20 protein-coding genes are annotated in these 15,222 nt (G+C 60.2%); 19 read left to right on the top strand and 1 reads right to left on the bottom strand.

The genetic code is table 11. From position 1 onward, the window contains the following. The first annotated feature begins 22 nt into the window (after positions 1-22). The 11 genes from gspG to gspF are packed head-to-tail and all read left to right on the top strand — an operon-like array spanning position 23 to position 10,444. A complete protein-coding gene (gene gspG / locus H0484_RS11630; RefSeq protein WP_226954801.1) occupies positions 23-475 on the top strand; it encodes a type II secretion system major pseudopilin GspG in 453 nt (150 codons plus the stop codon). 4 nt (positions 476-479) lie between these two features. Further along, complete coding sequence (locus H0484_RS11625; RefSeq protein ID WP_226954800.1) at positions 480-1,010, top strand: GspH/FimT family pseudopilin; 531 nt, start codon at positions 480-482, stop codon at positions 1,008-1,010. After that, the gene (gene gspI / locus H0484_RS11620; protein WP_226954799.1) at positions 1,007-1,381 is read left to right on the top strand and encodes a type II secretion system minor pseudopilin GspI; all 375 of its coding nucleotides are present in this window, start codon (positions 1,007-1,009) and stop codon (positions 1,379-1,381) included. Before H0484_RS11625 ends, gspI begins: the two co-directional genes overlap by 4 nt. Beyond that, positions 1,381-2,004, top strand: coding sequence for a PulJ/GspJ family protein (locus H0484_RS11615; RefSeq protein ID WP_226954798.1), 624 nt, complete (start codon positions 1,381-1,383; stop codon positions 2,002-2,004). The genes gspI and H0484_RS11615 overlap by 1 nt, the downstream gene beginning before the upstream one ends. After that, positions 2,001-2,906, top strand: coding sequence for a type II secretion system minor pseudopilin GspK (gene gspK, locus H0484_RS11610; RefSeq protein WP_226954797.1), 906 nt, complete (start codon positions 2,001-2,003; stop codon positions 2,904-2,906). Before H0484_RS11615 ends, gspK begins: the two co-directional genes overlap by 4 nt. A 3-nt stretch (positions 2,907-2,909) precedes the next feature. Then, positions 2,910-3,938 carry a type II secretion system protein GspL gene (gspL, locus tag H0484_RS11605; RefSeq protein WP_226954796.1) on the top strand — a complete coding sequence of 343 codons (1,029 nt, stop codon included), beginning with the start codon at positions 2,910-2,912 and terminating at the stop codon, positions 3,936-3,938. Continuing rightward, positions 3,935-4,522: a type II secretion system protein GspM gene (gspM, locus tag H0484_RS11600; RefSeq protein ID WP_226954795.1), complete on the top strand. Its 588-nt coding sequence runs from the start codon at positions 3,935-3,937 to the stop codon at positions 4,520-4,522. Before gspL ends, gspM begins: the two co-directional genes overlap by 4 nt. Beyond that, positions 4,519-5,265 carry a type II secretion system protein N gene (gene gspN / locus H0484_RS11595; protein ID WP_226954794.1) on the top strand — a complete coding sequence of 249 codons (747 nt, stop codon included), beginning with the start codon at positions 4,519-4,521 and terminating at the stop codon, positions 5,263-5,265. Before gspM ends, gspN begins: the two co-directional genes overlap by 4 nt. Positions 5,266-5,305: 40 nt before the next feature. Beyond that, on the top strand, positions 5,306-7,759 hold the full coding sequence (gspD, locus tag H0484_RS11590) for a type II secretion system secretin GspD (protein WP_226954829.1): 2,454 nt from the start codon (positions 5,306-5,308) through the stop codon (positions 7,757-7,759). Beyond that, on the top strand, positions 7,756-9,177 hold the full coding sequence (gspE, locus tag H0484_RS11585) for a type II secretion system ATPase GspE (protein ID WP_226954793.1): 1,422 nt from the start codon (positions 7,756-7,758) through the stop codon (positions 9,175-9,177). Before gspD ends, gspE begins: the two co-directional genes overlap by 4 nt. A gap of 58 nt (positions 9,178-9,235) precedes the next feature. After that, complete coding sequence (gspF, locus tag H0484_RS11580) at positions 9,236-10,444, top strand: type II secretion system inner membrane protein GspF (protein WP_226954792.1); 1,209 nt, start codon at positions 9,236-9,238, stop codon at positions 10,442-10,444. Here the strand turns inward: gspF and H0484_RS11575 are convergent. Beyond that, positions 10,425-10,652 (bottom strand): amidohydrolase family protein, encoded by a 228-nt coding sequence (locus H0484_RS11575; RefSeq protein ID WP_226954828.1) that lies wholly within the window; start codon positions 10,650-10,652, stop codon positions 10,425-10,427. The genes gspF and H0484_RS11575 overlap by 20 nt on opposite strands. Positions 10,653-10,948: 296 nt before the next feature. Here H0484_RS11575 and rplC point away from each other — a divergent pair, with 296 nt between their 5' ends. The 8 genes from rplC to rplP are packed head-to-tail and all read left to right on the top strand — an operon-like array spanning position 10,949 to position 15,221. Continuing rightward, on the top strand, positions 10,949-11,638 hold the full coding sequence (rplC, locus tag H0484_RS11570) for a 50S ribosomal protein L3 (protein WP_226954791.1): 690 nt from the start codon (positions 10,949-10,951) through the stop codon (positions 11,636-11,638). Between the two features lie 3 nt (positions 11,639-11,641). After that, positions 11,642-12,262 (top strand): 50S ribosomal protein L4, encoded by a 621-nt coding sequence (gene rplD, locus H0484_RS11565; RefSeq protein WP_226954790.1) that lies wholly within the window; start codon positions 11,642-11,644, stop codon positions 12,260-12,262. Beyond that, positions 12,259-12,555 (top strand): 50S ribosomal protein L23, encoded by a 297-nt coding sequence (gene rplW / locus H0484_RS11560; RefSeq protein ID WP_226954789.1) that lies wholly within the window; start codon positions 12,259-12,261, stop codon positions 12,553-12,555. The genes rplD and rplW overlap by 4 nt, the downstream gene beginning before the upstream one ends. Further along, entirely contained in the window at positions 12,556-13,383 is an 828-nt protein-coding gene (gene rplB, locus H0484_RS11555) for a 50S ribosomal protein L2 (RefSeq protein WP_226954788.1), read from the top strand. Positions 13,384-13,395: 12 nt separating this feature from the next. Then, entirely contained in the window at positions 13,396-13,671 is a 276-nt protein-coding gene (gene rpsS / locus H0484_RS11550) for a 30S ribosomal protein S19 (protein WP_226954787.1), read from the top strand. Positions 13,672-13,674: 3 nt separating this feature from the next. After that, the gene (rplV, locus tag H0484_RS11545) at positions 13,675-14,004 is read left to right on the top strand and encodes a 50S ribosomal protein L22 (RefSeq protein WP_226954786.1); all 330 of its coding nucleotides are present in this window, start codon (positions 13,675-13,677) and stop codon (positions 14,002-14,004) included. A 9-nt stretch (positions 14,005-14,013) separates the two neighbouring features. Further along, on the top strand, positions 14,014-14,802 hold the full coding sequence (rpsC, locus tag H0484_RS11540; RefSeq protein WP_226954785.1) for a 30S ribosomal protein S3: 789 nt from the start codon (positions 14,014-14,016) through the stop codon (positions 14,800-14,802). A gap of 2 nt (positions 14,803-14,804) precedes the next feature. Beyond that, positions 14,805-15,221: a 50S ribosomal protein L16 gene (gene rplP, locus H0484_RS11535; RefSeq protein WP_226954784.1), complete on the top strand. Its 417-nt coding sequence runs from the start codon at positions 14,805-14,807 to the stop codon at positions 15,219-15,221. The last annotated feature ends 1 nt before the right edge of the window (position 15,222 follow it).

Raw genomic sequence — 15,222 nt, 5'->3', positions numbered from 1 at the left:
TCCTCTTTTCGCAAGTTAAACCATGTTCTTTTCTTTTGCACGCCTTCGTACCCGCACCAAACGTCAATTGCAGCGGGGTTTCTCGCTCATTGAAATCATGGTGGTGGTGGTCATCATGGGCATTCTGGCGGCGCTGGTGGTCCCCAACCTCATGGATCGCCCCGATCAAGCTCGCGTGGTGGCTGCCAAGCAAGATATCAGTGCCATCATGCAGGCGCTTAAGCTGTACCGGCTGGATAACGGCCGCTACCCCTCTAGCCAAGAAGGCTTGCAGATGCTGACAGGTAAATCAGCCAGCACCGGGGGCACCACAGGCCGTGTCTACATGGACCGCCTGCCCAACGACCCCTGGGGCCATCCCTATCAGTACCTGAACCCAGGCGTACACGGCGAAGTCGACGTCTTCTCACTCGGCGCCGATAGCCAGACGGGTGGCGAGGGTGTCAACGCCGATGTTGGTACCTGGAACAACTGAAACCATGCCGCTAAGCCAGGGTCGCCGGGGTAAGCATCCGGGGCGCAGTCGTGCCTCGGGTTTCTCTTTGCTTGAAATCCTGGTGGTGCTGGTCATCGTTGGTATCGTTACGGCCACTGCGGGCATCAGTGCTTTCAGCGCGGGGCGCGAGGCTGGCCTCAAACAAGAGGCCATGCGTCTGGCTCAGTTGTTCGCCGTCGCTCAGTCCGAAGCGCGTGCCTTGGGGCGCCCCATAGTTTGGGAATACGACGGTTCCGGTTATCAGTTTCGGTATCTGCCACGTCAGTTGGTGCTGCCCATGCACATTGCGGCACGAGCGCAAGGCGCGATTCTGGACGAAACGCCCACCGATACCGTGCTGCGGCCTCGGCAGTGGCAGCTAGAAGCGCCCGTAGAAGTCGTGGTCGAACCCGTACAAGCGATAGTGTTCAATTCCGAATGGATGCCCAGCCCTTTTCTAATCCATCTACGTAGCGGCGATCAGCGCGCTAGTGTGGTGTTAGAACCCAGCGGGCGGTACCGGGTTAGCTCATGACTCAGCAGCGCATCAAGCAGCGGGGTTTTTCCCTGATTGAGGTTCTGATCGCTCTGGCTATCGTGGGGGTAGCGCTGGCGGCCTGCGTCAGGGCCTTGGGAGTAAGCGCCAATGGCGTGCAGGGCATGCAAGCACGCAGCTTGGCCTTGCAGGCCGCCCACAATCAATTGGCGGAAATGCGGCTGCAGCAGTTGTTTCCCGATTTGGGGCAGCGTAGCGAACCGTGCTCGCAGGGTCCTATGGAATTCGTTTGCGAACAGCAGGTCCAGCGCACCGCTCATAATGCTTTCCGGCAACTCACGTTGCGTGTCAGACAGGCCGACGGGCCCGTGCTGGCCGAGCTGGGTGGCCTGCTTTCCAGGATGCCTTGATGTCTGCGGGGCAAACCGCCAAGGGCTTCACCCTGATCGAAACTCTGGTCGCATTGACCTTGATGGCGCTGGTTAGCCTGATCTCTTGGCGTGCCCTGGATGTCGTGCAACGTACCCAGGAACGGCTGGATGAGAACGGCCAGCGCGTCATGGATATCGTCAGGGTGCTGGGGCAGATCGAGCACGACGTGCAGCATCACGCTACCGAGCAGGTCTTGCCTACGGCACCCGCCGTGGTTCAAGAAGGGCAGGCGCCGCAGGCCGTACAAAAATGGCTGCCTCCAGGCATAGCCTGGTCTCCCTCTGATGGCCTGATGGTGGTGCGTGCGGCGGGCGATGGGCGATGGCAGCGTGTCAGTTGGCACCTGGAGGGGAAGAACCTGATGCGCGGTGTCGGGCAAGCTGCGGATTTCTTGCCCATACCTGATGTCCAGGCTGCACACGAGGTATTGAGTGGTATCGGCGCTTTTGCCATGCGTGTTTGGGTCCCGGGCCAGGGTTGGGTGCCATGGCCCGAAGACGGCCAGCAAACCGGCTTGGCAGCGCGAGCGATAGAGTTTCGGCTAGTGCCCGAAGGGGCGCCCCAGTCGCAAGCCTATCGCAAGGTGGTGATGCTGCCATGATGCACAAAGCCATCACAGCCAGACAAAAAGGCATGGCGGTCATTGTTGCGCTGTTGGTTGTTCTTGCAGCCGCAGTGGTAACGACACGTATCATTGAAGAGCAAGGCTTGCTGGCACGCACGCTGGCCAGTGAGCGCGAGCGCGCGCAAGCCGAGTGGATGCTGCGCGGTGGTATGGATTGGTCGCGGGCCATTTTGCGTTTCGATGCCCAAACCAACGCCACCACGCGCTTGGACGGTATTTGGGCGCAGCCTATCGTCAACTTGCCGGTGGGGTCCGCCAGTAATCCCGAGCAGGCATTGTTCACCGGGCAGGTCGAAGACGAGCTCTCAAAATTCAATCTACGCAACCTGGCTCAAGACGGTCTGATTCAGCCGCAAGCGTTACAAGAGTTGGTGCGGCTGTTCGAATCGCTGCGCATTCCTGCCGAAGTCGCCGATAATGTGGCCCAACGCATGGCGGCGTCCCAGTATGGTGCCGAGTCCGAACCCAGTGCGCCGGGTCTGCAATTCGTTTCCGACTTGGCTGGCGTGCCGGGTATGACGCCTGTCGCTTTGGCAACAGTCAGCCCGTTTTTAACCTTGTTGCCTAGTACGACCAAGGTTAACGTCAATACGGCCAGTGCCGAAGTATTGGCCGCTGTCGTGCCCGGCATGGACCTTGCGCGTGCGCGCTCCGTAGTACTAGAGCGCGACAAGGGCGTCTGGTTCAATAACGTGGCCGATTTTGTTAATCGACTGCAGTTAAGCGGCGACGAACCCGGCCAGCGCTTAGCCGTGCAAAGCCAGTGGTTCCGCGTCAGCGGTGAAATCGCGGGTGACCAGACTTTGGTTGCCATGCAAGGCTTGCTGTACCGTGCCGACCAAGAGGCGGCACCTACGGTGCGCTGGATCAGCTATTAATCTATGAAGAAAAAACACATACGCCTGGCCTTGCCGCCGCTGGCCGGCCTGACAGAACACAGCGAAGTCTCTTACGTGGTGGTAGACCGCGATGGGGGCGTGCTGCGCAGCGGCACCTTGCCGTTGGCCGAATTGGGCGTCGAGCGCGCCTCGGGGCCCGTATGGGTGATCTTGGCGCCCGGAGACGCCGTGGCGGCCTCGGTGCAATTGCCGCCCTTGACGGGGCGTCAGCTAGAGGCTGCTGTGGCCAATAGCGTCGAGCCCATGACGCTGAGCGAGGTGGCCGACTTATGTATAGGTTTTGGGCCGCGCAGCCCAGACGGCAAGGTTCCGGTAGCTTGGGCCGGTCGACGGGCCATCGCCTCGTTGTGGCAGCGTTTAGGGCAGATGGGGTTGGATGTGGGCGGCATTGTGCCGCACGAGCTGGTCATCCCCCAAGACGATCCACATCCCACTCATATCCTGCGTTTACCGGTAGGGCCCCGTTGGTTGGGGCCCCTGCCCTCGTGGTCGCTGGCGCGTGACGACGTTCGCCCGGCGGCGCAGTTGCGCCACTGGCGCAAACCCCTTTTGTGGCTGGTGGCTGCAGCGGTGTTGTGGGGTGTGGGTTTGCAGATTCACGCTTGGCAGCTAAAGCAAGAAACCCGGGCGCTACGTACGCAAATTGATAGGTCCGTGCGACAGGCCTTCCCCAACATACCCGTTATCATCGACCCCGTGCGTCAAGCACAGCAGCAGCGCGACAGCCTAAGACTGGCCCAGGGAGTCGCGCGTGATGACGATTTCATCCCGATGGCCGCCGCTGCGGCAAGAGTCATGCCGTTTACTGACAAACAGGTGCGTGCGATGTTGTTCGAGGACGGCCAACTGACCCTGACGTTGGCCGAGGGCTTTGAGGCTCCGGCTAATGCCGCTGCCATGCAGCAGGCGGCTTCCGTCGAGTCTTTGCTGATAGAAAAAGATGCTGTTTCCTCGCAGGTATGGCATGTGCGCCGCGCAGACAGTGTGTTGAACGGCGAGAGAAAACCATGAGTTCCTGGAAAACCCCTGCCTTGTCGCCTGCTTTGCAGGCCCGCCTGGATGATACTCGCCAGCGCGCCCGGGCCTTCTGGCTGCAGCGTACGTTGCGAGAGCGCCGCTTATTGACGGTCGCGGCAGTGCTGGTCGGCATTTGGCTGCTGTGGGCCGTAGCGGTGCAGCCCGCTTTGCGCACGGTCGAAGACAGCCGTAAATCCTTGCCTGCATTGCGCGCTGATGCCGCTCAGGTACAAGCGTTGATTATCGAGGCGCAGGCTTTGCAACGAGGGCGTGCGGTGGTTCAGGATGCCGATGCGGTACAGGCTGCGCTGGAGGCAAGTCTACAGCGCGCCGGCTTGGCGCAGGCCAGTGTCACCCGGCTGTCTGAAACGGGGGCCGACACGGCTGCGCTCTGGTCTATACAGCTTGAACAGGCCTCGGCCACGCGAGTCGTGGATTGGCTGGCCAGTTTGGCCTTCTTGCTGCAGCTGGAAACGCGCAAGGTGGACCTGGCACGCTATCAAGTGGATGGCCGCGATCGCGCCGGTCTGCTTAGCGGCACAGTCGAGCTGGCTCTACCCGCCCAGGAGGGGAAATGAGAACCCGACTGATTTGGGGCGTGGTGCTTGTTTTGATCGCCTTGGCGGCAGCTTTGGTCGTACTGCCGGCGCGATGGTTGCTGGCGGTGGTGCCTGAACAGTCGCCGGTCGCGATTGTGGATGCGCATGGTACGTTATGGCAGGGCAGCGCCACCCTGGCAGTCGGGGCTCCCGGCCACAGGCGGGCGCTACCCGACCCCATCACCTGGAGCTTCCAATGGAAAAGCGGACCCAGGCTGGTGGCTCGTCATGCCTGGATGCGCAACGAGCTGATGTTGTCGCCGTCTTGGCGGGGTGTACGACTGTCGGGCCAAACCTTGCAGTTGCCGGCGCAGGCGCTGGTAAGCCTGCATGCCATGTTCAATACCCTGGACCCCGGGGGGGAGCTGCTCATCAGTTGGCCCGAGCGTGTGTTCGGCTTGGGCGGTCCCGAGCGTGGCGAGCGTTTACTGGATGTGCAATGGCGTCATGCAGCTGCCGGCTTGTCCCGGGTACGCCCTTTGGGCGCCTATCAGCTGACAGCCACGCAGGGCGAGGGCGGGCAGGTAGACTTGAAGCTTGAAACCCGCGAAGGGCCGTTGCTGATGCGTGGCCAGGGCAAGGCTTCCGCCAAGGGGATGCAGCTGGACGGCGTGGCCGAAGTGGATAGTGCTGCCAGTGGAGACACGCGGGCGGGTTTACAGAACTTATTGAATGCGTTGGGTACGCGTCAGGGCGAGCAGGCAATCCTGCGCTTGCGTTGATTGCCGCGGCCTTGAGTAAAGGAAATCAGAGATCATGACGATGTGGAATCTAGGCAGCAACGGCACTTGTAGCGCCGCACCGGCATTGCGCTGGTGTGCCTTGGTGGCGGCACTTAGCTTGGCGGGGTGTGCGGCTACCGATCAACAAGCCGGCCAGGGGGCGGGGCGTTCGGCGCTAGTCGTTCATACGTCCTCCAGTGGCACGACGGGCTCCGATGCCCGTCCCGTAACGCCGCCGCCTCCACCCATACCGGCGCGACGCCCTTCGCGCACGGGCGATGCCGCTTCATCGCCGGCATCGGCAGGCAGCAGCGCTACTATTCCGGACAGCGGTGAGCGCACTATGCTCAATTTTGTCGATGCCGAGCTGCAAGGCGTTGTGCGCGCACTGGCGCGTTTCACGGGCCGCAATTTTGTCGTGGATCCCCGTGTGAAAGGGCAGCTGACCCTGGTTTCTGAAGCGCCGGTGTCGCCGTCGGTGGCTTATTCCATGTTGCTCAGCGCGTTGCGCATGCAAGGTTTTGCCGTGGTCGAGGTGGATGGCGTCAGCCGGGTTGTGCCCGAAGCGGATGCCAAACTGCTGGGTGGCAGCGTCGTAGGTGCCGGTGGCCCGGCCCGTTCGGGTGAGCTTGCCACGCGCGTGTTCTCTTTGCGTTACGAAAACGCGGCCAGCCTGGTGCCCGTACTGCGGCCCATGGTCTCGCCTAACAACCCCGTCAATGCGCACGTGGGCAACAACACCCTGGTGATTACGGATTATGTAGAAAACCTTGACCGCATTGCCGAGGTGATCGAGCGTGTGGATACGCCCAGCGCGCTCAGTACCGACGTGATACCTATACGCCATGGCGTGGCACTGGACGTCGCCGCACTGGCGCTGCAATTATTGGAAGGCAAGTCGGGCGATGCCTCGCAGCAGATTATGGTGGTGGCAGACCCGCGCAGCAATGCCGTGCTGGTGCGGGCCACCAGCCCCGAGCGTCTGAAGCTGGCGCGCGATTTGATCGAACGTATCGACAGCCCCGAGTCGCGTGCCGGTAATCTGCACGTGGTGTATTTGCGTAACGCGCAGGCTACCCATCTGGCCGAGGTGCTGCGTGGCGCGCTTACCGGTCAGGGCAGCACCGGAGGCGGCAGTGGCAGCGGTAATACCGGCCTGGGGGGCGGCAGCGCTTTGTCGGGTTCGGGGATGGGTACAAGCTCGGGTGGATCGCGTAACACCATGGGTAATACGGGGAGTGGCTTGGGCTCAGGTACAGGGGGCATCCCCGGCAGCAGCGCTGCGGCAGCGGCCGGCAGTTCGCAAATGTCGTCTACGTCGTCCATGACGGGCTCACAGCAGTCGGTCGCTTTCTCGGCTGGCGGTGCCACCGTACAGGCCGACCCTACCACCAACACGCTTATCATCTCCGCACCGCCGCCCTTGTATCGCAGCCTGCGTGAAGTCATAGACCTGCTCGATCAGCGCCGTGCGCAGGTGCTGGTGGAAAGCCTGATTGTTGAAGTCAATGCCGAAGACGGTGCCGAGTTCGGTATTCAGTGGATGGCAGGCAGCGACAGCATTGCCAGCGGCAAGAGCGCCTTCATTGGCGGTGCCAATCTGGGTGGTACTGGGATAGGCACTAATATGTCTTCCGGTGTGACGAGCATTGATGCGCTTGGACAAGGCCTTAGCTTGGGCGTGGTCAGGGGGACAGTAAACATTCTGGGTAACGAACTTATCAACCTGGGTGTGTTGGCTCGTGCTATGCAAAAACGCGGCGGCGTCAACATTTTGTCTACGCCTAACCTGATGACGTTGGATAACGAAGTCGCCAGTATTGTTGTGGGGCGTACGGTTCCTTTTGTCACAGGTAGCTATACCACCACCGGCGATGGCGCCAGCAACCCCTTCCAGACGGTGCAGCGTGAAGATGTGGGTCTTACCTTACGTATTCGCCCACAGATATCCGAGGGTGGAACCGTCAAGCTGTCGCTGTACCAAGAGGTCAGCAGCATAGATCCCACAGCTACGACTTCAGCTTCTTCCATCGTCACGCGTAAACGTGCGCTGGAAACCAATGTGCTGGTGGACGATGGCCAAATTATCGTGTTGGGCGGTTTGCTGGAAGACGAGGTCTCCGATATGACGCACTCTGTGCCTTTATTGGGTGATATTCCCTTCCTGGGCCAGTTGTTCCGCTACGAGAGTCGCAGCCGCGTCAAAACCAACCTGATGGTTTTCCTGCGTCCTCACATCGTACGCAATGCACAAGACGGCGCCAGCGTCACGCTGGACCGCTACAGCTATATGCGTGCATTGCAGAGCAATCTCCCGGTGCGCGACTCTTGGCTAATGCCGGATGCCAATGCATCCACCTTGTTGCCGGACTTCCAACGCAACGAACAAACAGGTTTGCTGGATTTGCGTGCGCCCGAACCCCAAGCGGTAGGCGGCACGGCGAACAATGCTCTGCCAGCCAGCGCCGACTCGGCGGAGTTTCTTGCACCATGAATATTCGGCTACCTTATGCTTGGGCGCGCACGCAGCGCGCGGTCATCCAGGCGGGTACAGAGGGTGTAGCTCTGACGGTTAGCGAACGCACGCCTGCGTGGGCGCTTGCCGAGATTCGTCGACAGCATGGCGAGTTGCCGGTTCGCACCGTCAGTGATGCCGAAATGGACACCCTGCTGGCCACTGCTTATGCGCAAACCGGTGATGCGGCGTCGGTCGTGGATGCGGCCTCTAGCGAGATCGATCTTGATCAGCTCATGCAAGACATGCCCGAGGTCGAAGATTTGCTTGAGGCGCATGACGACGCGCCGGTCATCCGCATGATGAACGCCTTGTTCACCCAGGCGGCACGAGACGGCGCCAGCGACATACACATAGAACCGTTCGAAACCCATTCAGTGGTGCGCTACCGGGTGGACGGCACCCTGCGCGACATCGTCAACCCGCGAAGGGCATTGCATAACGCCCTGGTATCGCGCATCAAGATCATGGCCAGCCTGGACATCGCCGAAAAGCGCTTGCCGCAAGACGGGCGTATCGCCTTGCGCGTAGGCGGCAGACCCATAGACGTCCGGGTATCCACATTGCCTACCGGCCACGGCGAACGTGCTGTGCTGCGTTTGCTTGATAAGGAAGCCGGCCGTTTGCAACTTGAGAAGCTGGGCATGGCTTCCGATGTGCTTCAGAGTCTGGATGGCCTGATCAGGCAGCCTCATGGCATTGTGCTGGTTACTGGCCCTACGGGTAGCGGTAAGTCGACCACGCTGTATGCTGCGCTGTCACGTCTGGATGCTAGTACTACCAATATTCTCACGGTGGAAGACCCGGTCGAATACGATTTGCCGGGCATAGGCCAGACCCAAGTCAACGCACGCATAGACCTGACCTTTGCATCGGCCTTGCGCGCTATCTTGCGGCAGGATCCCGACGTCATCATGATAGGTGAAATCCGCGATCTTGAAACCGCTCAGATTGCCGTGCAGGCCTCGCTGACAGGTCACTTGGTGTTGGCGACGCTGCACACCAACGACGCGGTCTCCGCTGTGACCCGCCTGACCGATATGGGGGTCGAGCCTTTTCTCTTGGCTTCTACCTTGCAAGGCGTACTGGCTCAGCGCCTGGTGCGCCGTTTATGCTCGCATTGCAAGCATAGCAACGAAGACGGCACGGCCAGCTGGAACCCTGCGGGCTGCGCTTCTTGCAGCCATACGGGCTACAGCGGGCGCACGGGCGTACACGAACTATTCAGCCTGGACGATTCCCTGCGCGCCATGATTCACAATAGCGAGGGTGAGCAGGCTTTGCGCCAGGCTGCGTTAGAGCATGGCATGCGCACTTTGCGCCAGGATGGCGAGCGTTGGATAAAAGCAGGCGTAACCTCCATTGAAGAAATCACCCGCGTGACGCGGGACACCTAAGAGGCCAGGCCCAGGCCGCCTCTGAAATCGGGCCCAAGAGCAGCAGGAAACCTTTCGCATGGCATCCTATCAATATGAAGCCGCTGATGACACCGGACGCACGCAGCGTGGGCTGATCGACGCCGACAGCGAGCGCAGCGCCCGCCAAAGCCTGCGGGCTCGTGGTCTTGTGCCCTTGTCCCTGAAAATGACGCATAAGCGCGGGCAAGGCGGAGTGCGACGCAGCGGCAAAAAAATCAGTGATGCCGATCTGGGCTGGCTGACACGGCAGTTGGCCAGCCTGTTGGCGGCCCGTTTACCCCTGGAGGCCGCCTTGACGGCGACCTTGGAGCAGGCCGAACGCAAACACGTGGCGCATACGTTGGCGGCCGTACGGGGTGACGTAAGGGCCGGCCATAGGTTGGGTGAGGCCTTGGCCGCGCACCCGCGCGACTTCCCCGAAATCTACCGGGCACTGGTGGACGCGGGCGAGCAATCGGGAGACTTGGCGCAGGTGCTGGAGAAACTGGCCGACTACATCGAGTCGCGCGGCGCCTTGCGTAACAAGATACTTACGGCTTTCATCTACCCCATCATCGTCACCATTGTGTCGGTGGGCATCATTATTTTCTTGCTCAGCTATGTGGTGCCCCAGGTGGTTGGGGCTTTCTCGCAGGCCAAGCAAGCGCTGCCGGCGCTTACACAGTTCATGTTGGCCGCCAGCGATTTTGTGCAGCAATGGGGTGCCTGGACGTTTCTGGGCCTGATTGCAGCCATCGTGTTTTGGCGGCTGCATTTGCGCAACCCGGCGGCTAAATTGGCCTGGCATACCCGGGTGTTGCGCTTGCCTGTGCTGGGGCGCTATGCGCTAGGGGTGGATGTGGCGCGTTTTGCCGCCACCTTGGCGATCTTGACCAGTAGTAACGTGCCTCTTCTGCAAGCACTGGAGGCCTCGCGCCGCACCTTGAACAACCGTAAGCTGCAAGCGGCCGTAGACGATGCCACGGGGCGTGTGCGCGAGGGCAGCGCCTTGGCGCAAGCCTTGCTGGCCCAGAAGGTTTTCCCGCCTTTACTGGTTCACTTGGTTGGCAGCGGCGAGCGTACTGGCGAACTGCCTGCGATGCTGGATCGGGCCGCCAAGACCTTGTCTTTAGAGTTGGAGCGTCGCGCCATGACCATGACGGCTTTGCTGGAACCCCTGATGATTCTGATCATGGGCGGTATCGTGCTGCTGATCGTGTTGGCGGTGATGATGCCTATTATCGAGATCAATCAACTGGTGCTGTAGGGGCGGCATCGCGTTCGTGGGCGAGGCGGCCATTGACATAAACCGCCTTAATAGCGCGATCATCGGCCATGGACATCTGAATGAACAGGGCTTCTTCGACGCTGTCGCAGTGTTTCATGCGAGCATCGATGAGCGGGGTGGAGTGCAGGTCGATCACGGCGATGTCGGCTTCTTTGCCAGCCTGCAATGTGCCGATATGGTCATCCAGGCACAGCGCGTGCGTATCAATGAAGCCGGGTACCAGCAGGGCATTGGTATAGTGCGTGAGGGGGCGGGTGCCGACGCGGGGTTAAGCCGTTGTTTTCACGCAGCGAATCTGTGCCAGACGCGGCATGCGGGCCAAACGGCTGCTTGCTCTTGGCTTGCAAAAATGCTATTCTTGAGAGCTTAGCCCTAAAAAGCTACGGAAGTGGTGCCAAAAATAAACGCTGTTAGTTGTGCGCGTTTACTGCGGCAAAAAACTTAATTAGCCCTGGCCAATCGCAGCCAGGAATGGAGAAAACGATGTCGAACCCGACACCAACGCCTGCCGCGTATCGGCTTGGGCTGCTGGGGCGCAAGGTTGGCATGACCCGCATTTTTACCGAAGATGGCGATTCCATCCCGGTAACCGTGCTGGACGTGTCAGGCAACCGCGTCACCCAGGTCAAGACTCCCGAAGTCGACGGTTATGCGGCTGTGCAAGTGACATACGGCACGCGCCGTGCGTCGCGCGTCACCAAGCCCGCCGCTGGGCACTTTGCTAAAGCCGGCGTCGAAGCTGGCAGCATCCTCAAAGAGTTCCGTCTCGAACCTGCCAAGGCCGCAGAATTTGCGCCTGGCGCCGTGCTGGCTGTCGAAAGCCTTTTCGAAGCCGGTCAACAGGTTGACGTTACGGGCACCACCATTGGTAAAGGCTTTGCCGGTACCATCAAGCGCCACCACTTCAACGGCCAACGTCGTTCGCACGGTAACTCGGTCTCGCACCGTGTGCCCGGCTCGATCGGTCAGGCGCAAGATCCCGGTCGCATTTTCCCCGGTAAGAAAATGTCCGGCCACCTGGGTGACGTCACCCGTACCGTCCAGAACCTCGACATCGTTCGTGTCGACGCTGAACGCGGTCTTTTGCTGGTCAGGGGCGCTGTTCCTGGTCACAAGAACGCTGATATCGTCGTGCGTCCGGCCGTCAAGAAGATGTTCAAGAAAGGAGCCTAATCCATGGAACTCAAGCTCCTGAACGACCAAGGTCAATCGTCCTCGACGATCCAGGCCCCCGACACCGTTTTTGGTCGCGATTTCAACGAAGCGCTGGTACACCAAGTCGTGGTGGCCTTCCAGGCCAACGCCCGTGGCGGCAACCGCGCCCAGAAAGATCGCGCTGAAGTCAAGCACAGCACCAAAAAACCCTGGCGTCAAAAAGGCACGGGCCGCGCTCGCGCCGGTATGACGTCCTCGCCCTTGTGGCGTGGGGGTGGTCGCATATTCCCGAATTCTCCCGAAGAGAACTTCTCGCAAAAGGTCAACAAGAAGATGTATCGCGCCGGCATCCGGTCGATCCTCTCCCAACTGGCCCGCGAAGACCGCATCGCCGTTGTCGACAGCTTCCTGCTCGACACGCCCAAGACCAAAGAAGCCGCATCCAAGCTCAAGAGCATGGGTCTGGATTCCGTCTTGATCATCACCGACACGGTTGACGAGAACCTCTACCTGGCTACGCGCAACCTGCCGCACGTTGCCGTGGTCGAATCGCGCTACGCTGATCCGCTTTCGTTGATCCACTACAAAAATGTGCTGATCACCAAGCCGGCTATCGCTCAACTCGAGGAGATGCTGGGATGAACGCCGAACGTCTTATGCAAGTCATTCTGGCCCCGATCGTGACCGAAAAGGCCACGTTCGTTGCCGACAAAAACCAGCAGATCGCCTTGCGCGTGGCTACCGATGCCACCAAGCCCGAAATCAAGGCTGCGGTCGAACTGTTGTTCAAGGTTGAAGTCGAAACGGTCCAGGTCCTGAACCAGAAGGGTAAAGAGAAGCGCTTCGGTCGCTTCATTGGTCGCCGCAAAAATGTGCGCAAGGCCTACGTAACCCTGAAGCCGGGCCAAGAACTCGACTTTACGGAGGTGAACTAAATGGCTCTCGTTAAAGTCAAGCCTACTTCCGCCGGCCGCCGTAGCATGATCAAGGTGGTGTCGCCCAATCTGCACAAGGGTGCCCCCTTCGCTGGCCTGCTCGAAAAGAAATCGCGCGGCTCGGGCCGCAACAACAATGGCCACATCACTGTGCGCCATCGTGGCGGCGGTCACAAGCAGCACTACCGTGTCATCGATTTCCGTCGCAACAAAGACGGCATCGTTGCCAAGGTCGAACGTCTGGAATACGACCCTAACCGTACGGCGCACATTGCTTTGCTGTGCTACGCCGACGGCGAACGTCGTTACATCATTGCTCCTCGCGGTCTCGAAGTGGGTGCAACGCTGGTTTCTGGCAAGGATGCCCCCATCCGCGCCGGCAACACGCTGCCCATCCGCAACATCCCCGTCGGTGCAACCATTCACTGCATCGAGCTGCAACCCGGCAAGGGTGCCCAAATGGCCCGTTCGGCCGGCGCTTCCGCCGTGCTGTTGGCCCGTGAAGGCGTCTACGCTCAGGTTCGTCTGCGCTCCGGCGAAGTCCGTCGCGTTCACATCGATTGCCGCGCCACCATTGGTGAAGTCGGTAACGAAGAGAACAGCCTGCGTCAAATCGGCAAGGCCGGCGCTGTGCGCTGGCGTGGTGTGCGTCCCACCGTTCGCGGTGTGGCCATGAACCCGGTCGATCACCCGCACGGTGGTGGCGAAGGCCGCACAGGCGAAGGCCGTGAGCCCGTCAGCCCATGGGGTACACCCACCAAGGGCTACCGGACCCGTCGTAACAAGCGCACGGACAACATGATTGTCTCGCGTCGCAAGCGCAAGTAAGGGGCGAACACAATGTCACGTTCGATCAAAAAAGGCCCATTTGTCGACGCACATCTGATCAAGAAGATCGATGCTGCCGTCGCGGGCAACGAGAAACGGCCGATCAAGACCTGGTCCCGCCGTTCCACCATTCTGCCCGAGTTCATCGGGTTGACGATTGCTGTGCACAATGGCCGCCAGCACGTTCCCGTTTATATCAACGAGAACATGGTCGGCCACAAGCTCGGCGAGTTCGCGCTGACCCGTACGTTCAAGGGCCACGCAGCGGACAAGAAGGCCAAGAGGTAAGCGATGGAAACCACAGCCAATATCCGTGGTGTGCATATTTCAGCACAGAAGGTTCGTCTGGTCGCAGATTTAATCCGTGGCAAGTCGGTGGCCCACGCGCTGAATATCCTCACCTTCACGCCCAAGAAGGCGGCTGGCATCATGAAAAAAGCGCTCGAGTCGGCAATTGCCAACGCCGAGCACAATGATGGTGCCGATATCGACGAACTGAAGGTCACCACCGTCTACGTCGACAAAGGCCAATCGCTGAAGCGTTTTTCCGCCCGCGCCAAAGGCCGCGGCAACCGTATCGAAAAGCAGACTTGCCACATCGTGGTCAAAGTCGGGGCTTAAGGAGTCAGAATGGGACAGAAAGTACACCCGATTGGGTTCCGTCTCGCGGTCAACCGCAACTGGAGCTCCCGCTGGTACGCTGACGACAAAGCTTTCGGCGGTATGCTGGCCGAAGACATCCGCGTGCGCGAGTACCTGAAAAAGAAGCTCAAGAACGCGTCCGTTGGTCGTGTCGTCATCGAGCGCCCCGCAAAGAATGCTCGTATTACGATCTATTCTGCGCGTCCTGGCGTCGTGATCGGCAAGCGCGGCGAAGACATCGAAAGCCTGAAGGCTGATCTGCAGCGTTTGATGGGCGTGCCTGTGCACGTCAACATCGAAGAAATCCGCAAGCCGGAAACCGATGCGCAACTGGTGGCCGATTCTATCGCCCAGCAGCTCGAAAAGCGTATTCAGTTCCGTCGTGCGATGAAGCGCGCCATGCAGAACGCCATGCGCCTCGGCGCTCAGGGCATCAAGATCATGAGCTCTGGTCGTTTGAACGGCATCGAGATCGCTCGTACCGAATGGTACCGTGAAGGCCGTGTGCCCCTGCACACCCTGCGCGCTAACATCGAATACGGCACGTCCGAAGCCCACACGACCTACGGGATCATCGGCATCAAAGTATGGGTCTACAAGGGCGACATGCTGCCTAACGGCGAAATGCCCGTTGACACCACCCCGCGCGAAGAAGAGCGCCGTCCTCGTCGTGCGCCTCGTGGCGACCGTCCTGAAGGGCGTCGTCCAGCCGGCGGTCGTGGTGGCCGTGGATCCCGCAAGCCTGACGCTTCTGCGCCAGCGCCTGAAGGAGAATAAACATGTTGCAACCCTCTCGCAGGAAATATCGCAAAGAGCAGAAAGGCCGTAACACCGGCCTGGCTACTCGCGGTGCTCAGGTATCCTTCGGCGAGTTCGGTCTCAAGGCCACCGGTCGTGGCCGCCTGACCGCTCGCCAGATCGAATCTGCTCGTCGTGCGATCAACCGTCACATCAAGCGTGGTGGCCGCATCTGGATCCGTGTGTTCCCAGATAAGCCTATTTCGCAGAAGCCCGCCGAAGTCCGTATGGGTAATGGTAAAGGTAACCCGGAATACTGGGTCGCCGAGATCCAGCCGGGCAAGGTGATTTACGAAATTGAAGGCGTTGCAGAAGAAGTTGCGCGTGAGGCATTCCGCCTGGCTGCGGCCAAGCTGCCCATCAGCATGACCTTCGTGTCGCGTCACATCGGTGCTTAAG

Origin of the sequence: Mesopusillimonas faecipullorum (genome assembly GCF_020539505.1) — a bacterium.
GTDB classification, from domain to species: domain Bacteria; phylum Pseudomonadota; class Gammaproteobacteria; order Burkholderiales; family Burkholderiaceae_B; genus Mesopusillimonas; species Mesopusillimonas faecipullorum.
The sequence above is the reverse complement of the archived record's forward strand: the minus strand, read 5'-3'. Positions and strand labels throughout refer to the sequence as shown.